The sequence below is a fragment of the Paenibacillus alvei DSM 29 genome (genome assembly GCF_000293805.1).
Classification (GTDB): domain Bacteria; phylum Bacillota; class Bacilli; order Paenibacillales; family Paenibacillaceae; genus Paenibacillus_B; species Paenibacillus_B alvei.
In genome coordinates this window covers 49,729-71,601 of sequence record NZ_AMBZ01000005.1, presented here as the reverse complement: position 1 = coordinate 71,601, position 21,873 = coordinate 49,729, and the positions used below count along the sequence as shown (strand labels likewise).

The following is a 21,873-nucleotide window of genomic DNA, read 5'->3' as shown; positions in this document are numbered from 1 at the left end:
CTTCGGCATACGCTGTTTATTTACCACTTTCGAGCTTTGGATGGGAATACGAGGCTACTCGGTAGTATCATCCAACGAATCATTCCCGTTACCGAATGCTCAAGGACTGCTGTGGTGCAAGAAAGAGTGAGGATGTATCGCAGAGGCGATATTTCAGCATACGATAATGCATTCGTAATTGGTTGGTCAGCAGTTGAATGAGGGTGGAACCACGGGTTAATTAACGTCAACAATAACACTCGTCCCTTTCCAGGGCGGGTGTTTTTATTTTTATAAGGCTTATATTTACTGGGAGGAATCGCAAATGTCTAACGTAAAAGTAACATTTCCAGACGGTGCTGTTCGTGAATACGAACAAGGCACTACAATCGAAGATGTAGCGGGTTCGATTAGCAGCGGCTTGAAAAAGGCTGCACTCGCAGGAAAACTGAATGGCAAGGTTGTTGACCTGTACACGCCAATTCAGGAAGATGCCAAGATAGAAATTGTAACTGCTGATTCAGAAGAGGGGCTTGAAGTGCTTCGTCACAGTACGGCGCACTTAACAGCACAAGCGATCAAGCGCCTATATAAGGACGCGAATGTGAAGCTCGGTATCGGGCCAGTTATTGAGGATGGATACTACTACGATATCGACCTTGATATCTCGTTGACTCCAGAAGATCTGCCGAAGATCGAGAAGGAAATGCAGCGTATCGTGAATGAGAACTTGCCAATTCAACGCCGTGAAGTATCTCGTGAAGAGGCGCTTCGCATCTACACAGAGATTGGCGATGAATTGAAGCTTGAACTTATTCGTGATTTGCCGGAAGATTCCGTGATCACAATTTATGACCAAGGTGAATTTTTCGATTTGTGCCGCGGACCTCACGTACCATCCACAGGCAAGCTGAAGGTATTCAAGCTTCTGAATTTGGCGGGTGCTTACTGGCGCGGCAACTCGGACAACAAGATGCTGCAGCGCATTTATGGTACAGCCTTCGCGAAGAAGTCACAGCTTGATGAATACTTGCACTTCCTGGAAGAAGCGAAAAAGCGCGATCACCGCAAATTGGGTAAAGAGCTGAAAATCTTCTCCTTCTCGCAAAAAGTTGGACAAGGCTTGCCGCTCTGGCTGCCGAATGGTGCAACGCTGCGTCGTACAATGGAGCGTTATATCGTGGATATAGAAGAGCGCTTGGGATACAGCCACGTATATACACCGGTGCTTGCAAACGTGGAATTGTACAAAACATCCGGTCATTGGGAGCATTACCAGGAGGATATGTTCCCGACAATGGTAATGGATAACGAAGAGCTTGTTCTTCGTCCAATGAACTGTCCGCACCATATGATGGTATACAAGTCTGACATGCGCAGTTATCGCGAATTGCCAATTCGTATTGCAGAACTGGGCACGATGCATCGCTATGAAATGTCAGGGGCGCTGACTGGTTTGCACCGTGTTCGTGCCATGACATTGAACGATGCGCATATCTTCTGCCGTCCGGATCAAATCAAGGAAGAATTCGCGCGAGTTATTAATTTGATCCGTCGCGTATATGATGATTTCGGAATTAAGGATTACCGCTTCCGCTTGTCTTATCGCGATCCGCAGGACACAGAGAAGTACTTCCCAGACGACCATATGTGGGAAATGTCTCAACGCATGCTACGTGAGGTTGTTGAAGAATTGGGTCTTCCATTCTACGAGGCTGAAGGTGAAGCAGCATTCTACGGACCGAAGCTAGACGTACAAATTAAAACAGCGCTTGGCAAGGAAGAGACATTGTCTACTGCACAGTTGGACTTCTTGCTTCCTGAACGCTTCGAGCTGGAATATGTCGGCGATGACGGTCAAAAGCACCGTCCTGTCGTTATCCACCGCGGCATCATCAGTACGATGGAGCGCATGACTGCATTCTTGCTGGAGAACTTCGCAGGAGCGTTGCCGCTTTGGCTCTCTCCAGTTCAAGCGAAGGTCATTCCGGTATCGCCAAACTACGAAGAGTACGCCAAGGAAGTAACGGAATCCCTGCGTGATGCAGGTATCCGCGCTGAAGCAGATGTGCGCAATGAGAAGCTTGGCTACAAGATTCGTGAGGCACAGTTAGAGAAAATCCCTTACATGCTCGTCGTAGGGGAGAATGAGAAGAACAACGGCGCAGTATCCGTTCGTAAGCGCGGAGAAGGCGACCTTGGCATGAAGCCGGTAGCAGAAGTAGTTGCATTGCTGCAGGAAGAGATTCGTACTCGCTCTATTGCACAAGCTGCTCCACAAGAAGATTCGCAAAAATAAGGGGCTTGTTAGAGGCATCCTTCATATAGAGAGGGCACTCGTCATAGACGGGTGCCTTCTTTTTTCTGCAAGACTATCTATCTTATCATTAACCAACATGACAATAATGTAAGGCAATGATAAGGAAAATCGAACGATTCAATGGTCAACGTGCACTATAATTGAATGTATCATCATGTGATGAAACAAAAGGGAGAAAGAAGTGATTGGACGAATGAAGCTTACAGGGAGACAATTGCTACATACAACGGTAGCATGTGCGATGGCATTTACACTGCTTGCTGCTCCGTTGACATCTGGTGGTACAGTCTATGCGCAGGTGGCTGCGGAAGATCAAGGCAAGACGCTTTCCACGGCAGGAACACGATCTCAACAAAGCGAGATTCCACATATTCAATATGATATACAAGCGAAGCTGAATACGGACGATATGACGATTACAGGCAAGCAGACAGTGAAATATCGCAATATGTCCAAGGACAAGTTGAATGATGTTGTATTCCGGCTGTTCGCGGATGCCAACCGCTCGAAGGATACACAATCAGGCATGTTCGTTAGTAAAAACAAGGAAATTGCAAAAGAATACCCAGATAAGAAGCCTGAGGATTTCCTTGGCGGCATTGACATCATCAGCGTAAAGGACGCTTCGTCCGGGACAACTCTCGCTACCAAAAATGAAAAGCAGGCACTGACCGTTCAATTGACTAAGGCATTAGGCAAGGATGAGGAAGTAACATTGGAGCTTGAATACAAGACAAAGATCCCATTCGGCTCGCAGCGGCTCTCGTATTATAAAGACATCATTAATGGGGCACATTGGTTCCCGGTAATGTCTGTGTATGATGAAGCATCGCACAAATGGAACAAGACGCCATACAGCACGACATTTGAAACGGATTACTATGAGGTGGCCGACTATCAAGTTGCGTTGAATGTTCCGGAAAAGCTGCAAGTAGCCATGCCCGGACAGATGTCGGAGAAGCCTGCTGAGGCTGGCCGCAAAATTGTAACCACGAAGTCGGACAAGACACGCGAGCTCGTGTTCTTCTCCAGTGAGAAATTCCATAAAGCAAGCAAAACAAAAACGGCTTAACCATTGAATATGTATATTACAATGATAACAATGACCCAGCAAAGACTGCGGTAATCAATAAGTATATTGACGAGGCGTTTAAAGTTATCGCGTTTTTTGGGGATAAATTCGGCAAATATGAGTATCCGGATTTTCGGATCGTAGAATCCCATGTAGAAGGGGTTGCGGTTGAGTTTGCACGCCTTATCCAAATGGGGCGGGTAAGTCCAAATGCTGTTCCTGAAAAGGATTCTGTCTTTGTTCATGAGATTGCGCATCAATGGTTCCATTCCATTATCGGCAACGATTCTGAAACCGAGTCGTTCTTGGATGAAGGGTTTGCTGATTTTTCCAAGGTGTATTACTATGATGCCCAGGGCGACAAGATGAATGGATTTGATAGTGCCCGCATTGTGACGTTCTCATTGGATCGGGCAATTAATTCCCCGAATGGCAAGGCTGGAGATTCCCCAGATGCGCTGTACTATAAAAAAGGTCGCCTTGCGATTTATGAATTGTACCGTACGGTTGGGCAAGAAAAGTTCGATGCCTTTATGAAGGAATATTTTAATCGCTATGCGTATCGCAACGCAACAGTAGCGGGTTTGCTTCAAACGATCGAGGATCAGCTTGGCAAGGCTGTGCGTGACCGAATGGATGATAATCTCAATAAGCCAAATTTTGAACTTAAGCCGGAATTCCAGATGACAGAAGCTGAAATGGCGGAGTATATGCGGTTGTCGATTTTAGAAATGTATGATGGAATTGATCGATCCTATCCTAGTTTGCCGAAAGAGACAATGTACAAAGTGCTTAGCAAGGCGATGCATGGAGAACCGCTGGCGATCATATACAGCAGTCCTGTAAGCGCAGAAGCGAAAAAGCAGCAAGAGCAATTTTTCGAGAATATTTCCAATGTGTTGAACATGGGCGGCGTTAAACCTGTGTTCTTGAGCGAGAAGCAGGCTGTGAAAAAACAGTTGGAGACTTCTCTGGCCAAGAGCAATGTCATTGTAATTGGTAATCCGAAGTCCAATTCATTTATTCAAGCATTAAAGCCGGCTATAATTGCGAAGGCTGAACAAGCGGGCTTCCCTTGGAAAGAAGTCATGAACAAACCAGGACTGCTGGGTGGATACGGAATTAAGCATCCGTACAATAAGGATCGTCTTGTGGTGCATTATTTCTGGACAGATGATCATATGAAGCAGGAGTCGGCAGAACAGTTGCTGACGGGAATTGGTTTTCAGAGCTTGTCGGTTACAAGCAATTTTCAGCAGCATATTGTGAAAAAGGTTGATGGTTCTATTTATAAAGAAAAGCATGTTGAAAATCCGATTGCCAAGTTTTTTGAACAAGCCGAGTAAACTAAGAAATAGTGCTGCATTAGATTAAACAATCCAAGCCAAATGAAGCGAGAATGTAAGACTTAGACTGCAGAATATATTCTGCAGTCTTTTTATTTATCACCATTTTTATGAATACTATATGTAAGATTATATTACATAAGATTTGTATAACTTGACGCAATTCATGGATTTTATAACAGAACCCATTGATTTGCACAATTTACCTTTATATAATTCCTCTAATAATAATTTTTAATGTTATATAAACTAACATTTATGAATGAGGAGTGTGGAGGAAATGTGGGAGTACAGAGACAAGAACCTCAATCGGAGTGCTGGCAGGCGTCTCCGTATGGGGGCAGGTTTGCTTGGTATTGGATTTGCATGTTTTAACCTCATTCCGGGAGCTGTCAACGCTGCCGGAGAGGCTTCTGTGCAATCATTAGAATCTGGATTGAACGCGTTGTGGATCATGCTGTCGGCTATTTTGGTGCTGCTTATGCAAGCTGGATTCATCCTGCTGGAAGCGGGATCCGCGCGTATGAAAAATGCGGGTCATATTGCCGCAAAGACGGTTGTTACGGTTGGGCTTGGCTCCCTTATATTTTGGGCAGTCGGCTATGGTTTGATTTTTGGCATCAATGGGAATGCGTTTATAGGTTGGGGTGATTTCTTTTTTGCTCCAGCAGCCTCTGCAGGTTTGCCGCCTTCCGTATTTTTTACCTTCCAATTGGCCTTTGCTGCTGTATCACTCTCTATCGTGTGGGGCGGATTTGCTGAGCGTGCGCGATTGTCCGCCTACATTTGGTTTACGATTCTGTTCACAGCATTTATTTACCCAGTTATTGCTCACTGGATATGGGGAGGCGGCTGGCTTGCGATGCACGGCAAGCAGGATTTTGCCGGTTCTACGGTAGTTCATCTGACGGGGGCTATGGCAGCGATGGCAGCGACATTGCTGCTGAAGCCGCGCATGAACAAATACCATCCAGACGGTTCATCTAGGAAAATTAAAGGACACAACCAAGTATATATAACGCTCGGTGTGCTTTTATTGTGGGTGGGATGGTTTGGTTTCAATGCAGGTAGTACGTTGTCGGTTGGAGATGGCTTTTTCGGATATGTTGCCATGAACACACAGCTTGGAGCTTCGGCAGGAGCTGTAGCGGCGCTTGCGATCAGTTGGTTGCGCAGCGGCAGAGCAGATGTGCCTACCATATTGAATGGAATGCTGGCTGGCTTGGTTGCGATCACAGCTTCGTGTGCATTCGTGGAGCCTTGGGCGGCAATCGTAATTGGTTTGGTGGCTGGTATTCTAGTGTATTACAGTGCGCTCTGGTTCGAGCGGCTTCGAATTGATGACCCAGTCTCAGCCTTGTCGGTACATGGGGTGGCAGGGATATGGGGGACACTATCTAATGGGATATTCGCCACTTCGGCATTGGCGGAGAAGGTTGGTGTAGGCCAAGGAGGTTGGCTGGATACTGGCAGTCTGCATCAGCTATGGGTGCAAGCCTATGGAATTCTGGCTGCGGGCGGATTCGCATTTGTCAGTTCTTATGTTCTGCTGTATGCAGGGAAACGGTTGGTCGGCTTGCGCGTTCAAGCGGAGCAAGAATGTATCGGCTTGGATATAAGTGAGCATGGCGAGTATGGCTATCCTGAGCATTTTAAACGTGCTGATTCAGACATGCCAGAACCATTCAGAACTGAATCAGATGAGGAAAACGTGAAGCGAGTGTCCTACTTGCCCCGGACTTTCCATTTAAGATAGATCCATACAGATTGACAGTTATGATTTTGGAAGAATCATGCTTATCGCAAACAGCCTTACACGGTCTTTTTTGCGATGAGCATGACTGCGTACAATCTCGCGAGCCGATACCCGCAGTGTTCCGGAGCTTAAATGAAAGGAATCTCTTGATCCAAGGGGACTAAACACGAATGGAATCTGTTGAAAGTTGATTGGGAAAGTTTACATGCATCTTTCCCTGAAGGGGAGGCTGGCCTTATAACAGATGTTGCCCGCAAAAAACAGCGACCTGGCTTAATTGAAAAACCGGTCGCTAATCCTGCTATGATCTTCGTTCATTCTATCTCTATTTCGTTGCTTTTTCGCTTTTGGAAGTGATATTGCGCAAATGCAGATAAACCGTATGCTTTGTGATTTTCAGCGCGTTTGCCACGATGGTGACCGCATCCCTCAGGTTGAATACGCCCCGTTCATGCAGCAGGCCGATAATATGCTTGTTCCGGTTCGCATAAGAGATGTCTGGAGAAGCATCGACCTCTTCAATCGTTCGTTCAATCGTTTCTTGAATCATATCCTCCACGGAGGAAGCAAAATGCTCGGACTGCCCCTTTGAATCCATTTCTGGTTGCGGCAGGAAGGTTTGCAGCACATCGGCAAAAGATTCGTCAATATTCATGTTGATGCAAAGCAGGCCGATAATCTTGTCGCTATCACCCCGAATCGCGATTGTGCTGGACTTCATCAGGCGATTATTCTTGCTTCTCGTAAAATAGCTGAGCGATTGCTTCCCATTGGTTTGTTCAATTTCTTGCAGCATTTGCAAAGCTATATTGGTGATAGGCGCTCCCAGTTCTCTGCCTGTATGATGCCCGTTGGCGATTTTAACAACCGAATGCTGATAATCTTCTAAGCTATGAAGAACAATTTCCGAAGCAGTCCCCAAATATTTGGCCAACCCCTCTACTACTGCATCGTAGGATTGTAAAATTAAATGATCTTGCACTGTAAATTTTGTATTCATTGCATCAAGTCCTTCCTTAGACAACCCGAATTTGACCAGAAGATCTCTTTGTCATTCGAGAAATATTATATTGCTTGATACAAAATAATAATGGCGCTCTGGACAATCTCGTAATCAAAAATAGTTGATCATATAAACTAAAGTTGATTGAATCAACATACAGTAATGATGAATTACTATTATCATAACGCTAACTCCAGCCTCAATCAATCCCCGTTTCTTTTTTACTACCAAAACCATCCACCGATATTAGTTGTACTGAAGTCCCTATATTAATAGGAAGACACGCTCATTTAAAGGGATTAAAGCGTTTCCCTTTTTGTTTTGCTCCTTTATCCCTTGAATCATTATCCATGGCAAATTGCTTAGTTATGGTAAATTGCGTCAATTTCCGAAAATACGTATAAAAGAATTGTGTAATTGAAAAAAAGTTGATACAATCAAGTTGTAGTTGATAAACTCAATTATTTTTGAGTTAATTAATCATTAATTAAAAATTTTATTTAATCAATCATGTAGCAGTAAAAATGCGCCTTAAATGTTTTGTAAGCGGTTACCACTAATATGTACCCATGAAGGAGGAGCTTCACGTATGGACATCGTAATCGGTACAGCCCTACTATTGCTCGTATTGTCCCTTTTCTCCCTTTTCAGCTTTAAAGCGCCTAACGGCATGAAGGCAATGGGGGCCTTGGCAAGTGCGGCAGTTGCCAGTTTTTTGGTAGAAGCATTTCAAAGTTATGTAGGTGGCGATTTGTTTGGCTTCAGTCTTGCCAAAGAGGTTGGGCTCGCTTCCGGCAGTATGGGCGGTGTGGTCGCAGCCGCATTGGTAGCGCTCGCAATGGGCGTTTCCCCCGTCTATGCTCTGCTGCTGGGGGCAGCGTGTGCGGGAACAGGATTGCTGCCTGGCTTCATTGCCGGTTATCTCGTATCGTTCCTTGTCAAACTAATCGAGAAGAAAGTTCCGGACGGACTAGATCTCATCGTATGCATCATCGTTGCCGCACCGCTTGTTAGATTTGTAGCAAACATAGCAACGCCAGTAGTCAATGCAACACTGCTTAATATTGGCGGCATCATTACAACGGCAGCAAATGATAACCCAATCGTTATGGGTATCGTGCTCGGTGGAGTTATAACCGTCGTCGCAACCGCACCGCTCAGCTCGATGGCGCTGACTGCCATGCTGGGACTTACGGGCTTGCCGATGGCCATCGGAGCTTTGTCCGTCATGGGATCATCCTTCATGAACTTCGTCTTTTTCCATCGTATGAAGTTTGGTGACCGGAGAGACACGATTGCGGTAGCGATTGAACCATTAACGCAAGCAGACATCATATCAGCCAATCCGATTCCGGTATATGTAACCAACTTCTTGGGAGGAGCGATGGCTGGGGTCGTCGTAGCTTTGTTCAATCTGACGAATAATGCGACAGGTACTGCAACCCCAATTGCGGGACTCATGGTGATGTACGGCTTCAACGATCCGCTGACGGTAACGATTGCGGCAGCCCTTTGCGCACTATGCGGCATCACGGCAGGTTACATCGGCTCGCTGATCTTCAAAAAATGTAAGATCCGCACGGTCGCTGAGATTCGCGGAACCGCGCTTTCTCCTAAGCCTGCAGCCGCAGCCGGCACTGAAGTGGCGTAAACCAGAACAAGATATAACAAAAATAGTCTCAGTCATCCATCAATTCCTTTGTAAGGGGGGAATTATTATGCCGTTCACATCTGTATTTGATATTATTGGCCCTATCATGATCGGCCCATCCAGCTCGCATACGGCAGGAGCCAACCGAATTGGACGCGCAGCCCGCAATCTGTTCGGACGACTGCCAGAATCCGTCACGGTTACCTTATACGGTTCATTTGCGAAAACGTACAAAGGCCATGGGACCGATATGGCAATCGTAAGCGGAATCTTGGACTTTGATACGTCAGACGAACGAATTCCGAATGCCCTCAGCATCGCAGAAGAGCAGGGCGTCCGCATTACTTTCGTGACATCGGAGGAGGAGAGCGAGCATCCGAATACGGCACGCCTCACGTTGCGGGACAAGCGCGGCGCGATCGAGGTCGTCGGCGTGTCAATCGGCGGAGGAAGCATGGAAATCCGCGAAGTCGTACAATTGGATCCGAACCCAGCCGGCAGAGTTCCAGCCATGCTCGTCCTGCATGAGGACAAGCAGGGTGCCGTTGCAAATGTAACCTCGCTGCTTGCACAGCATCATATAAATATCGGATATATGGAAGTGTCCCGTTCAGGTAAAGGCGAGAGCGCCTTGATGGCCATCGAGCTTGACCAAGCGGTTGATGTGGCAGTGATCAATCGCATGCATGCGCTCCCCCATATAAAAGAAATATGGCAAGTGCAAACCTACCAGCGCACGGGCGCGGAAGGAGGGCAATCATGTTCCATAGCGTAGCAGAGCTTGTCCGGTTGGCCGAAGAGAGGCAGTGTAAAATATCCCGCGTGATGCTGGAGAGAGAAGTATCGCTTCGGCAGCAGACGGAAGAAGAAATCATGAAGGCGATGGATGCCAATCTGACCGTGATGGAGCAGGCCATCGAGAAAGGATTAAAAGGAGTCCGGTCTCTCTCCGGCTTGACCGGAGGGGATGCACTCCTCCTTCAACAATATATAGCCAGTGGCAATGCATTAGCTGGATCCCTCGTACTTGATGCAGTTAGCAAGGCTGTTGCTACCAACGAAGTAAATGCGGCCATGGGCATCATCTGCGCCAATCCGACCGCAGGTTCGGCAGGCGTCGTTCCAGGGGTTTTGTTCGCCGTCAAGGAGAAGCTGAACCCTACGCGGGAGCAAATGCTTGAATTTCTATTTACAGCAGGCGCCTTTGGATTCGTAATCGCGAATAACGCCTGCATCGCGGGCGCGGCTGGCGGCTGCCAAGCAGAGGTTGGATCCGCAACGGGAATGGCTGCTGCGGCTGTCGTAGAAATGGCAGGCGGAACGCCAAAGCAATCGGCAGAAGCGATGGCGATTGCACTCAAGAATATGTTGGGATTAGTATGTGATCCGGTAGCAGGCCTTGTAGAAGTCCCTTGCGTGAAGCGGAACGGAGTCGGTGCCTCATCGGCGGTCGTAGCCGCGGATATGGCTTTAGCCGGCATCAAGAGCAGAATACCGGCCGATGAGGTGATTATGGCCATGTATGAAGTTGGACGTTCCATGCCAAGCGCCTACCGTGAAACTGCTGGAGGCGGTCTGGCCAACACGCCGACCGGCCGCAAGCTGGAAAAGCGTGTGTTGAGCCAATAGCGCAAACGCCAAAATCCCCTGAACGCATGCTTGGTTTATATGCCATGGGATGAAGTTCAGCGTTACTTTCATGTATGGCAATGGCAGGCAATCGCCTGCCTTATTTTTTGTCTTCGCATTTTTCCCCTATCTTTGCATATCGCTTAAGATTCCTCCTCCTTCATTCAGAATTTGTTCAGTGCCATTGATTAGGATAGGAAGGAAGTCGTACGTGTGGATAGATTCCTAAACGGACGGCTCAAATTTATTTACAGAAAGGAGAAGAGATCGATTTGAGGAGGACACTAAGAAGGGCGCAGGCGTCCATATGGGCGCTGTTGCTCATCTTGAACACAGTGCTCCTGCCTGTCACGGCGCATGCGAACGCAACAGGTAACGACTCACGAGGAATTCAATTGCGATTAAGCAGCAGTATGGACACAGTGCTCACAGGAGCGACATTTACCTACACAATTGAGTACAGCCTATCCAGTACGACAGAGGACTATTCCAATGCGGAAATTGTGCTTCCCTTGCCTAAAGGCATCGTGTTCGAGGAAGTGCAGGGTTCTGAACATGTTGTAAGTAAGCATGAGAATATGGACGGCATGGATAAAGTGACGTTTACATTCAAGAATCCTACTTCATCTGGCGCGACGGGAAAACTGCAGGTGAAGGCTTATTTCCCTAATCACACAACGCCTAACGGGACTGCTGGAACGACAACTGCGACATTTAACCAACGTTCCGGAAGCTTACAGGTCGAATCGAACCCTGTAACCGTTACAGGGAAGGCATCCGCGGACTGGGCACTTACTAAGGAGCGAATCGTACCCGTTGAAGGCGTGAAGCCGCAGCCAGGAAATGAAGTCGTCTATGAAATTATGCTGAAGGACAACAAGAATCCGGCAGACAAAGACGGCAATCTCAACATTGACCATGTAGTGATTACCGACATTCTGCCGCCTGAAGCCGAATTCTCTAAGGCAGCCCCCGCGCCTGATTCCATACAGGGCCAGACCTTAACATGGAAAATTGATGCGAAGGAGCTCAATAAGGAGAAAATAACGGAGCGTTCCAAAAGTATACTCGTGACGGTTTTGTATCCTAAAGATAAGGTGATTGATCCGAGCACTGGCGATACGAAAACGGTGGTGAATACGGCCAAAGCAACCTATCAACCTTTGGGAGATACGGCCAAGCAGCTGACAGCGAAGACTGAACACGACTTTATTAAGCAACCTGGCGGAGGAATATGGATTTACAAGCAAATATGGAGCGGCCAGGAGAAGGAATTATCGGAAGGCCAGGAAGTCAGCTTTTTTATTGGCGGAGTAGGGAATGCTGCCAATGTCTCTCTGAATCAGGCCGTCATGACAGATATGACGCCGAAGGGCATGAAATTGCAATATATCCGCATTCCGGCCTTCGATGGTGCAGATAAAGATGAGTACGAGATTCAGTATACGTCGAAACGCACACCTGAGGAAAGAGATTGGAAGACTTGGAAGGGACTAAGTTTCAAGACAAAACACGAGCTGTTGGCAGCAGAACTTAACGCTGACATTCAAGGCATCCGCCTTGTTTTGGGCGACGTCCCTGTTGCGTTCCGTCCGCAAGACGTTTTAGAACTTCGTTATCAATTAACGTCTTATGATAGCGTCAAACATGATGATTATAAGTATGGCGATTTTCCCCGCCTGACAGAAAAGTATCCAAAAGACGACTTTACCTATCTGGATAAAAATAACGGACTTCCTACAAACGAAGAAGCCAAGCAGCACCCGAAGCAGTGGAAACAAACGATTAACTATGCAAGCATGGAATACAGCTTCAACGGCGAGAAGACCGAGTATTTAACGGGGGTTAAGGTATTAGCGGTAGATAAGCGTCCGCTGCTGGAAGTGGATAAAACGGTTGTACGTGGAAAAAGTACTTCTCCAGGAGGTACGGTTACCTATAAGATTGTTGCAACCAATGCCAGCCCAATAGATGTTCCGTTTCACGATCCGGTTGTTACCGACCTGCTGCCGAAAGAATTGGAATATGTGCCGGATAGTTTAAAGCTGGAGCCAATTAACGGCAAGCAGGTGCCTGCTCCTGCGTTCTCAGAAGCGAAGGAGGATCAGCAAGGGCGCACGCCGATTACATGGGCATGGGGCATGAACGGCAACAACTCCTTGACGCTGCAGAAGGGCGAGGCGCTCACCTTTACCTTCGAAGCGAGAGTGAAGCCGGATACCCCGACAGGCGAAGTTTACAATGAAGTCGAGGTCACTTCAGAACGGCACAACTATATTAACGGGCTGACCAACTTTAAGAACCAGCGATACAAGCAAGAGGACGGCAAGTGGTATGTATATAACGGAGATAAAATTGATGTGAACGGCATCGATAGCTTGGTCTCGGAAAAATGGGTTCTAGGGGATTTAGATAACGGGCAATGGTCAAAATATCCAAATATCGGAAATGCTGCGCCGGGTGGAGAAATTAAGTATAAAATCTCCATAACGAACCGGGGATCAATTGGTGTCAAAAACCTTTTGATCGTAGATGCGCTTCCGCATATCGGTGATCACGGAGTCATCGATAAAACGCCGCGAGGCAGTAAGTGGACCCCGATTCTGAAGGAGCCGATATTGCCTTCGAACGGTGTAACGGTATATTACAGCATCGATGAAGCGGTATCGATGTCAGGCGGCAACTGGGATAAGGAGCCCCCGCAAGATATTTCGAAGGTACGAGCCTTAAAGTTCGAATTCGCCAGTGATGTTATACTGGCTCCCGGACAATCCAAGGAATTGACATGGACAATGCGTGCGCCGGTTGACGCGCCTGCAGGCGGCGATCAGATTGCATGGAATTCCTTCGGATATACCGCGACTTCAGTCATTAGCGACATAGCTATGCTCCCGGCTGAACCGCTTAAGGTCGGTATTAAGATTAAGGGCGATCCAAAGGGAGAGATTGGGGACTACGTCTGGTACGATGAAAATGGAAACGGGATTCAAGATGAAGGTCAGGATCATGGCGTTAACGGCGTTCGCGTCGACTTGCATCGCGAGAGTGACGGCAAGGTGATACAAACCACTGTAACCGGCAATAATCACGAAGGGCAACCTGGATACTATCTGTTTACTGGATTGGATGCGGGCAAATACTACGTTACGTTCCACTTGCCGGAAGGCTATGATGCATTTACGGTGAAGGATGCGATAACGAATCCAGGGCGGAACTCCAAGGCTAACGTGGAAGGCAGAACGGACGTCATTACGCTAGGACAAGGCGGTAAAAATCATGACATTGACGCAGGTCTGATTAAGAAGGATATCCCGTCTATTCCGGGCAAGGGAGCCATCGGCAAATATGTATGGATCGACACGAATGGCAATGGAATTCAGGACGAGAATGGAACTGGTTTGAATGGAGTTGTGGTCGAATTATATAACTACAACAATGCAAAGCTGGCTACGACGGTCACTCATTCCGTGTATTACAGCTCGGTGACAAATTCGGTCTATGATCCGACTGTCACGGGATCGGTCTATGATCCTGGTGTGACCGATTACGTGTATCAGCCTGGCTATTACTTATTTAATGATCTGGATGTAAGCACTTATAAGGTTCGATTCATTGCGCCAGAGGGGTATTCGTTCACAAAACGGCATCAGGGAGACAATCGCGTGCTCGATTCTGATGCGGATTCAAATGGTTGGTCAGACAACATCGTACTTACGGCGGAACGTCCACGGGATCTTACGATTGATGCGGGGCTTATTGTAAGAACGGTCAATCCAAATCCAGATCCGGAACCAGGAACGGGCGGGTCAACTAATCCCGGCGGATCTACCAATCCCGGGTCGCCTATAGAGCCAGGTAAACCGGGTATTCAGGAACCGACGACGATTCCGGGCACAATCGTGGAACCTAGACCTGGGAATCCAGATGGCGAGACGAATCCTAACCCAGGCGAAGCGACAGAGCCGGATGACGATACAAAGCCGGATAAGGGTCAAGGTACTGATGAAAAGCCGGATGAAGGAACGAATGAGGAGGAAGCGGACGGTACTGAATTGGGCGGGAAGCACGACGTTGATCAGCAGCCGAATCGTCCGGGCGTCTTGCCTCAGACTGGAGAGCAAGCGCCAATTGAACCGATCATCGGTATGTTCTTGTGCATCGCCGCTGTCATCATGTGGGGATTGCGAAAAAAAGCGGCAGCAGATCGCTAACGAATCGGCCGTCGGGGAGTAAAGCTCCTCGACGGCTTTTGTTATGCATAGATGGACGAACTCGATTACAAATTTCCAAAATAGCGAGAAAAAGATTGCTTTATATTCTAATTTGAATATAATGAACTTGTGTTCACAATATTCAAATTAGAATATAGGGGTGGTTAAAATGAGCGCTTCTACTCGTGCTCGCATAACGGTTATTGGTCTTCTGCTTGGGCTGTTGATCGTATCGTTGGATCAGACGATATTATCGACAGCCGTGCCGACGATTGTTGCAAAGCTTGGCGGCTTCGAACAATACGTGTGGTTGTTCTCGGCTTATCTGATTGCGAGCGTGGCGAGTATGCCGCTGTTCGGCAAATTATCCGATATGTTCGGGCGCAAGCGTTTTTTTCTAATGGGGATCGCCTTATTTATGTTAGGTTCGGCATTATGTGGATTGGCAGGTTCGATGAACGAATTGATTTGGTTTCGCGCAATTCAAGGCGTTGGCGGCGGAGCGCTTATGCCGGTTGTATTTACGATTCTGTTCGATATATTTCCAGAGGGGAAACGAGCAAAGATGACAGGGATGTTTGGGGCAGTGTTCGGCCTGTCCAGTGTGTTTGGGCCCATGGCAGGAGCATTTTTTTCCGACCACTTGCACTGGCGCTGGATTTTCTACGTGAATCTTCCGTTAGGACTGATTGCCCTTCTTCTTGTTATGGTCGGCTATCGGGAGACACTTTGCTTCCAGAAGCAGCGGATTGATTGGATGGGCACATTTACGCTGGTTGTTGCGATATTGTGTTTCATGTTCGGGTTGGAAATGGGCGGCAAGGATTATGCATGGTTTTCTCCAACGATCATAGCGTTATTTGCAGGGGCGCTCATCATGCTTGTTCTGTTTATCATTGTCGAGATGAAGGTGGCAGAGCCAGTCGTCCCGCTTGGCTTGTTCAAGAATAAGTTGTTTACCGCAAGCATGGGGGCAGGAATGCTCATTGGAATGCTGTTGATGGCAGGAGCAACTTTCATTCCTTTATTCATTCAGGGAGTTGCGGGCGGCTCCGCAACGAATGCCAGTACGGTACTCACGCCGATGATGCTAGCACTCGTATGCAGTACAGTTACAGCAGGATTTCTGTTAAGAAGAATGTCTTTCCGCAACATTATGCTAATATCGGGAATATTGCTGCTGCTGTCTGTTGTGCTGTTATCACAGGTAACGCCTGACACCTCCATGTCTACAATGGTTGTCTATATGATCATGATGGGCTTTGGGATAGGTGCTTCCTTCCCTGTCACTTCGCTCGCGGCACAATATAAGGTGGATTATCAGCAGCGGGGCACGGTTAATTCGCTAGTGCGGTTCTTTCAAACGCTTGGCAACACACTGGGGATTAGTATTTTAGGAAGTATTCAGACCTCCTATTTACGGGATCGATTCAGCGATGTGTTGACTGATCCGAAGCTTGTGGAACAGCTTGGCAATCCTCAAATTCTATTGCAGGAACAAGTGCGGTCATCCATTCCAGAGCCGATTTTGAAGCAACTGACTAGTGGGCTGTCTGATTCCATTGCCCAAGCGTTTGTCTGGTCTATTCCATTTGCGGTGCTTTCGCTGTTGTTCATTTTGCTAATGGGACGTGTTACAATGATGACTAAACACTCTCATGGGCGTGCGGCAGCCGCTGAGCAGGGAGGAGAACCTGCATGATTGCGAAAGGGCTGTCGTTTCATGAAGGAAGAGGTGAAATGCATGTCGATGAAGCTGGCCATACTTGGTTTGCTTATGGAGCAAGATCGCCATCCTTATGAGATGAGTCAGGCTATGAAAGAACGCGAAATGCATAATTATATGAAAATTCAATACGGGTCATTGTATTACGCGATTGACCAGTTAAACAAAGGCGAGTTTATAGAAAAAGCCGAGTTCGTGAGCGGCGGTTCTCGCCCGGATAAGACGATTTATCGCATTACGGAAAAGGGAAAGCGAGAGCTTAAAGGACTGCTCATCGAAGAAATGAAAAAGTTGCCTCATTTGAATCATCCTTTTTATGCGGCGCTGTCCTTTGTGAAGTATGCGGATCAGGCAATAGTTATGGAGATTATTGAGAATCGCATTTCTTACTATGAGCAGGAAGCGGAACGAATGTGGGCCTTGTATGAAGAGCATATCTCATACGCTCCTCGTTCTGTTCTTTATATGCTGTACGGAGGCTATAAATATACAGTAACGGAACTGAATTGGTTGAAAAGCCTGTACGAAGATGCGCAGGCTGGCCAATTGGGCAGCGTTGGAGAAGCTTTGCCCGTCCAGAAGCTGCATTAGAGGAAAGCTGTCGAAAGAATATCTCGATCTGTCGGGGATGTTCTTTTTTGTTGAATATGAATAAAAGGGAACTGAGCAGGACATCCTTCCCACTAAGGGAGGGGTAACCATATGTTTACAATATCGACTATAAGTTCGGAACGGAAGGGAAACATGACATCAAGATCGGATAAGCGCGCTATCGTATTCGCAAGGTTGTCGTTAGGAATTGCTGGAGCAGTGTTGTGTGCAGCAGCAGGTTTGCTCCTATCTCCAGTCTCTGCCCATGCATGGTTGACGGAAACAGGTATGTATCAACATGGAGCTTTGACACAAGCATCGTGGATCAAGCATGCTTCCTTACAGGTGCAATCGAAGAAATTGACCTGGACCTCGAGTGCTGTAAATGAAGCGCTGCCACTCGTGTATGTGCAGCCTTTGCCAACGGCTAAAGGGCAAAAGGCAAAAGAAGGACAGGAAAGCCCTAATGTTGCGGTTGCGGCGGCCAAGCTTACATTTACGGCTGCTGAGCTCGCTCCCCAGAAGGAGCATGTGATTCGGTCAATGAAGGTAGTGGCTACTGGCTATACAGCAGGAGCAGAATCAACCGGCAAGGAGCCGGGGCATCCGGAGTATGGGGTTACCTATTCGGGTGTTAAGGTGCGTCGTGATTATGTCTCCACGATTGCGGCTGATTTGTCTGTTTTTCCGTTAGGAAGCATCCTGTATATTCCGGGATATGGGTACGGTGTTGTATCGGATATTGGCTCTAAAATTAAAGGTAAGAAGCTTGATTTATTCTTCCATACAACGAAGCAGGTATACGGGCAATGGGGGAAAAAAGAAGTGGAAATCAAGCTAATTAAACGCGGAAATGGAAAAGTATCGGAGCAGATGCTCGATGAATTGAACGCTGCGGTGTTTAAAAATAAAGGAATTCCGGGCTCGATGCTGTAATTGAGGCTTATTCGTTGCTGGAATGCGAGCTGTTGAACCCGAATAATCGAATGCCGCACTAAGCATAATATCTCCTGTAGAAACGCAATGTTTCTGAACATGACCCGCCATTAGCGGGGATGCAGGAGGTGAATAGTGATGGTGAAGAACAACAAAGCGAACCGTATGCACCCAGCGAACTCAAAGTATACTTCTACTGAATTCGCAGCAGAAAATACTGCTGCTGATACAGAATTCGGTCAAGAGGCTGCAGGTACAGCTGGCGCTGTAGGCGCTGCTGGTGTAACAGGAGCACAAAAAGGCATCGTGCAAAAGGTGCAGGAAGCTGACCAAAAATAATACACCAAGATGCATTGGCAAGTGACAGACTCGGCCTGGCATTGGATTGAATGGCTGCCCTTGAGGCAGCCATTTTCATTTGACCCGGGAATCAAGAGGACAAAATAGTAATTCACTTCCAGTCCCTCGGTCTTGAGACTGAGGCGAACTTCCTTCCTCCGGCGCTGGTAGTTGGACATGGTATCCCTTACAATGAGTACATAATTAATGACATGTGTATGGAAATGGAGGGAACCTAATGAATAATCAGCGTGGTAGATGGTCGGGCGGATTGTTTCTGATTGCTATCGGTGCTTTTTTTATGCTTAACCAGCTTGGATATATTGATATGGATTTGAGTGAGCTAATACGAACCTTCTGGCCAGTTATTCTCATATTAATAGGATTTAATGCCTTAATTCACGGAGCATTATGGGGGCTTATTCTATTGGGAATCGGTGGATACTTCCAGTTATCAACCTTAGGTATCTTGACGACGTCTGTAGGATCAGATATGAGACTGCTCGTTCCGTTCATCCTCATTATGATTGGAGTAGGCATGTTGATCCGTCCACGGAAGGATCGGCATAGAGATAAATATCGGGATCGTCGAGACCGCAATCGCTGGGATGAAGGACATTGGCATGAACAGGGCTCGCAAACTGACAGATCGTATCGCGAGCCTCGCCCGCTTGATGATGATTTTGATCAAACTTTTAACAAGCACTTCAAGCAAGACGGGGTGTCGGGCATGCCTCCCGGATATAATGAAGATGGCTCAGGACAGAAATGGGATGGGGGCAAGCGTCAACAAGACGACTTCAGCCAAAGCCAAGATCGGTCGTCGGATTATGATCCCTTTAAGTATGCAGGCTCGGTTCCACCTCCACCTCCGCCACCACCTCCGATGGGAGATGGATCGAGGGGCGGTACGATGAACAAGGGGGGATTTATCGGTGATATTCATCTTGGCAGTGACTATTGGGAATTGAAGCCGATGAACATCTCGCATTTTATTGGAGATACCGTCATCGACTTGACGAAGGCGCAGGTTCCATATGGCGATACAAAGATCAATATCTCCTCCTTTATCGGAGATGTGAAGGTGTATGTACCGAATGATATGGATCTTGGCGTGATCGTGAATTCAAGATCCTTCCTTGGTGATGTAAGAGTGTTCAATCAAGAGAAGGAAGGATTCATGAACAACCTGCAAGTGGAGACGCCCTACTTTTATGAAGCGGGCAAGAAGGTGCGGATTACCGTCAGTACCTTCATTGGAGATGTCAAAGTCATGAAAGTGGGGTAATGCAATCATGGTGTCACGGTGGTTTCGCCGCACGAAAAGTGTAAAGTGGGAACTGCTTCTCACCTTTGTGATTTCTGGCTGCATTATCATGAGCGTGTTCTGGATTGGGTTTGTCTATGGCGGATCCTGGTACACGGGTATGAACTGGTGGCTGTTCGGCATCATTACCGTCATTATAGTATCGGTTATTATGGGCTATGTCGCAGGCGTGCGCCTTCAGCGCCGCCTCGATGTGCTGCATGAGAGCATGATGCAGGTAATGAAGGGGAATTGGTCGGAGCGGATTCCGCTCGGTGATGAGGAGTCATTCGCGCGCTTATATGAGGATTTTAATACGATGGTAAGCGGGATGGAGCAGAAGCTTCGGCTGTTGCAAAAAATGTCCGAGCAGCAAGTGATGGATCGGGAGCGGGAATGTGAGGCTGTCGTGCTGGAAGAGCGGAGACGGCTCGCTAGGGATTTGCATGATACAGTCAGCCAGCAGCTGTTCGCGCTTCATATGGCCTCCTCGTCCTTGACGAAGGTGATGGACATGGATCTGGAGCGAGCGAAGAAGGTGGTCGGTCATCTTGTCGAAATGTCCCATACCGCACAGCGTCAAATGCGCGGATTAATCGCACAGCTGCGGCCTCTGGAGCTCGACGGAAAGACGCTGCAGGAAGCGTTGGAACGCTGGTTCCCAGATTATTGCAGACAGAATGGATTGCAGGGTAAAATTGATATTGAGCTGAATAGCGGACTGTCGGAGGCAAAGGAACATCAATGCTTCCTTATGATACAAGAGGCAATGGCGAATGTCGTCAAGCATGCCAAGGCGAGGAAGGTTACCTTGACGCTGCAGGAAACGCCGAATCAAATCATTCTTGCTGTCGCGGATGATGGTCAAGGATTCGATCTGCAGGGGGCATCATTTAAGGCTGGAAGTTATGGATTGACGACAATGCGCGAGCGTGTGGATAAGCTGGGAGGTCATATGGATCTGATTAGCCGCCCCGGTGCAGGGACGACGATTCGTGTGCACATCCCTAGATTTGAGGAGACGAAAGAACGGTTAGCTGATAGCAGCACTTCAGATGAAGGGCGTACGAACAGCGGCGAAAGAACGGGAGAGGATTCGGATGAGTGATCGGACAACGGTATTTCTCGTAGATGACCATGAAATGGTACGGCTAGGATTGCAAACCTACTTAATGCTCGATCCGGAAATTGAGGTCGTTGGTGAAGCAAGTGGAGGGAGAGAGGCAATAGCTGCGATTCAGGCGATGGGCAATAACAATGAGCCGCTCCCAGACTTGCTGCTAATGGATTTGATGATGCCGGATATGAATGGTGTGGACACAACGAGAGAGCTTATTGCACAATATCCGGACTTGAGAATTGTGATGCTTACCAGCTTCATGGAGGATGATCAGGTTGTAGAGGCGATTCAAGCAGGGGCGGTGAGCTACGTGCTCAAAACCGTGTCGGCTGAAGAACTGGTATATGCGATCCGTGGCGCGCTGCAGGGCAGACCCGTTATGAGCGGTGAAGTATCTCAGGCATTAACTCGAGGCTTGCGCAAGCGCGCAGCTCAGCCGGATGACGAGGGACTGACTGAACGGGAAAAAGAAGTGCTTCTGCTTATTGCTGACGGCAAGACGAACAAGGATATCGCAGATGAGCTCCATATCAGCATTAAGACCGTTAAGACGCATGTATCGAATCTCCTCATGAAATGCGAGCTTCAGGATCGTACTCAGCTTGCTGTGTTCGCGCACCGCAAAGGGTGGGTTAAAAGCGGATAAATTCGTCTATCCTATTCATAGATGCAATGGTACGAATGAACAGCTTCTAGTTGATGGATATGTCAAATGTGTGCGTCTGCTCGTCCAATTTCCAGTTTTTATTCTATAGAGCAGCAGGAGTTGCAAAACAGGCCGAATGGCCTGTTTTTTGTCGAACTTTAGTCGTATTATCTTTTATGGTGTTTTATAATGATTTTAAGCTAGGATTAAGGTTTATCATCCATTATATAAACATATCATTA

16 protein-coding genes are annotated in these 21,873 nt (G+C 47.5%); 15 read left to right on the top strand and 1 reads right to left on the bottom strand.

Features of this window, described 5'->3' with window-relative positions; genetic code table 11:
- Positions 1-304: 304 nt before the first annotated feature.
- The 4 genes from thrS (at position 305) to PAV_RS17185 (ending at position 6,473) form a co-directional block, all read left to right on the top strand.
- On the top strand, positions 305-2,278 hold the full coding sequence (gene thrS, locus PAV_RS17195; protein ID WP_005548475.1) for a threonine--tRNA ligase: 1,974 nt from the start codon (positions 305-307) through the stop codon (positions 2,276-2,278).
- A 202-nt stretch (positions 2,279-2,480) separates the two neighbouring features.
- Positions 2,481-3,371: a gluzincin family metallopeptidase gene (locus tag PAV_RS36265; protein ID WP_238555852.1), complete on the top strand. Its 891-nt coding sequence runs from the start codon at positions 2,481-2,483 to the stop codon at positions 3,369-3,371.
- 191 nt (positions 3,372-3,562) lie between these two features.
- Positions 3,563-4,717: a M1 family aminopeptidase gene (locus PAV_RS36260; protein ID WP_238555851.1), complete on the top strand. Its 1,155-nt coding sequence runs from the start codon at positions 3,563-3,565 to the stop codon at positions 4,715-4,717.
- A 280-nt stretch (positions 4,718-4,997) separates the two neighbouring features.
- Positions 4,998-6,473, top strand: a complete 1,476-nt coding sequence (locus PAV_RS17185) for an ammonium transporter (RefSeq protein ID WP_005548473.1) — start codon at positions 4,998-5,000, stop codon at positions 6,471-6,473.
- Between the two features lie 325 nt (positions 6,474-6,798).
- Here the strand turns inward: PAV_RS17185 and PAV_RS17180 are convergent, their stop codons facing one another.
- Positions 6,799-7,473, bottom strand: a complete 675-nt coding sequence (locus PAV_RS17180; protein ID WP_005548472.1) for a helix-turn-helix transcriptional regulator — start codon at positions 7,471-7,473, stop codon at positions 6,799-6,801.
- Positions 7,474-8,065: 592 nt separating this feature from the next.
- On the opposite strand from PAV_RS17180, the gene PAV_RS17175 reads away from it, so the two are divergent.
- The 11 genes from PAV_RS17175 to PAV_RS17125 all read left to right on the top strand — a co-directional run bounded on the left by PAV_RS17175 (position 8,066) and on the right by PAV_RS17125 (position 21,631).
- Positions 8,066-9,127, top strand: a complete 1,062-nt coding sequence (locus PAV_RS17175; RefSeq protein ID WP_005548470.1) for a PTS sugar transporter subunit IIC — start codon at positions 8,066-8,068, stop codon at positions 9,125-9,127.
- 67 nt (positions 9,128-9,194) lie between these two features.
- The gene (gene sdaAB, locus PAV_RS17170; RefSeq protein WP_005548468.1) at positions 9,195-9,902 is read left to right on the top strand and encodes an L-serine ammonia-lyase, iron-sulfur-dependent subunit beta; all 708 of its coding nucleotides are present in this window, start codon (positions 9,195-9,197) and stop codon (positions 9,900-9,902) included.
- The gene (sdaAA, locus tag PAV_RS17165) at positions 9,887-10,756 is read left to right on the top strand and encodes an L-serine ammonia-lyase, iron-sulfur-dependent, subunit alpha (protein WP_005548466.1); all 870 of its coding nucleotides are present in this window, start codon (positions 9,887-9,889) and stop codon (positions 10,754-10,756) included. Before sdaAB ends, sdaAA begins: the two co-directional genes overlap by 16 nt.
- Positions 10,757-11,028: 272 nt before the next feature.
- Positions 11,029-14,967, top strand: coding sequence for an SdrD B-like domain-containing protein (locus PAV_RS17160; protein ID WP_005548465.1), 3,939 nt, complete (start codon positions 11,029-11,031; stop codon positions 14,965-14,967).
- Between the two features lie 169 nt (positions 14,968-15,136).
- Positions 15,137-16,669: an MDR family MFS transporter gene (locus PAV_RS17155; RefSeq protein WP_005548463.1), complete on the top strand. Its 1,533-nt coding sequence runs from the start codon at positions 15,137-15,139 to the stop codon at positions 16,667-16,669.
- Between the two features lie 42 nt (positions 16,670-16,711).
- The gene (locus PAV_RS17150; protein WP_005548459.1) at positions 16,712-17,284 is read left to right on the top strand and encodes a PadR family transcriptional regulator; all 573 of its coding nucleotides are present in this window, start codon (positions 16,712-16,714) and stop codon (positions 17,282-17,284) included.
- Between the two features lie 288 nt (positions 17,285-17,572).
- Complete coding sequence (locus tag PAV_RS37680; protein WP_372515425.1) at positions 17,573-18,220, top strand: 3D domain-containing protein; 648 nt, start codon at positions 17,573-17,575, stop codon at positions 18,218-18,220.
- A gap of 138 nt (positions 18,221-18,358) precedes the next feature.
- Complete coding sequence (locus PAV_RS17140; protein ID WP_005548456.1) at positions 18,359-18,559, top strand: hypothetical protein; 201 nt, start codon at positions 18,359-18,361, stop codon at positions 18,557-18,559.
- A gap of 238 nt (positions 18,560-18,797) precedes the next feature.
- Positions 18,798-19,847 carry a cell wall-active antibiotics response protein LiaF gene (gene liaF, locus PAV_RS17135; RefSeq protein ID WP_005548455.1) on the top strand — a complete coding sequence of 350 codons (1,050 nt, stop codon included), beginning with the start codon at positions 18,798-18,800 and terminating at the stop codon, positions 19,845-19,847.
- Between the two features lie 7 nt (positions 19,848-19,854).
- The gene (locus PAV_RS17130) at positions 19,855-20,973 is read left to right on the top strand and encodes a HAMP domain-containing sensor histidine kinase (RefSeq protein ID WP_005548453.1); all 1,119 of its coding nucleotides are present in this window, start codon (positions 19,855-19,857) and stop codon (positions 20,971-20,973) included.
- The gene (locus PAV_RS17125; RefSeq protein WP_005548451.1) at positions 20,966-21,631 is read left to right on the top strand and encodes a response regulator; all 666 of its coding nucleotides are present in this window, start codon (positions 20,966-20,968) and stop codon (positions 21,629-21,631) included. The genes PAV_RS17130 and PAV_RS17125 overlap by 8 nt, the downstream gene beginning before the upstream one ends.
- Positions 21,632-21,873 lie beyond the last annotated feature (242 nt).

What these genes read in the sequence shown, in the direction of transcription:
- thrS (WP_005548475.1), top strand. Translation starts at nt 305, where the DNA reads ATGTCTAACGTAAAAGTAACATTTCCAGACGGTGCTGTTCGTGAATAC.
- sdaAB (WP_005548468.1), top strand. Translation starts at nt 9,195, where the DNA reads ATGCCGTTCACATCTGTATTTGATATTATTGGCCCTATCATGATCGGC.
- sdaAA (WP_005548466.1), top strand. Translation starts at nt 9,887, where the DNA reads ATGTTCCATAGCGTAGCAGAGCTTGTCCGGTTGGCCGAAGAGAGGCAG.
- PAV_RS17175 (WP_005548470.1), top strand. Translation starts at nt 8,066, where the DNA reads ATGGACATCGTAATCGGTACAGCCCTACTATTGCTCGTATTGTCCCTT.
- PAV_RS17180 (WP_005548472.1), bottom strand. Translation starts at nt 7,473, where the DNA reads ATGAATACAAAATTTACAGTGCAAGATCATTTAATTTTACAATCCTAC.
- PAV_RS17125 (WP_005548451.1), top strand. Translation starts at nt 20,966, where the DNA reads ATGAGTGATCGGACAACGGTATTTCTCGTAGATGACCATGAAATGGTA.
- PAV_RS17130 (WP_005548453.1), top strand. Translation starts at nt 19,855, where the DNA reads ATGGTGTCACGGTGGTTTCGCCGCACGAAAAGTGTAAAGTGGGAACTG.
- liaF (WP_005548455.1), top strand. Translation starts at nt 18,798, where the DNA reads ATGAATAATCAGCGTGGTAGATGGTCGGGCGGATTGTTTCTGATTGCT.
- PAV_RS17150 (WP_005548459.1), top strand. Translation starts at nt 16,712, where the DNA reads ATGTCGATGAAGCTGGCCATACTTGGTTTGCTTATGGAGCAAGATCGC.
- PAV_RS36260 (WP_238555851.1), top strand. Translation starts at nt 3,563, where the DNA reads ATGGGGCGGGTAAGTCCAAATGCTGTTCCTGAAAAGGATTCTGTCTTT.
- PAV_RS17155 (WP_005548463.1), top strand. Translation starts at nt 15,137, where the DNA reads ATGAGCGCTTCTACTCGTGCTCGCATAACGGTTATTGGTCTTCTGCTT.
- PAV_RS37680 (WP_372515425.1), top strand. Translation starts at nt 17,573, where the DNA reads ATGTATCAACATGGAGCTTTGACACAAGCATCGTGGATCAAGCATGCT.
- PAV_RS17185 (WP_005548473.1), top strand. Translation starts at nt 4,998, where the DNA reads ATGTGGGAGTACAGAGACAAGAACCTCAATCGGAGTGCTGGCAGGCGT.
- PAV_RS17140 (WP_005548456.1), top strand. Translation starts at nt 18,359, where the DNA reads ATGGTGAAGAACAACAAAGCGAACCGTATGCACCCAGCGAACTCAAAG.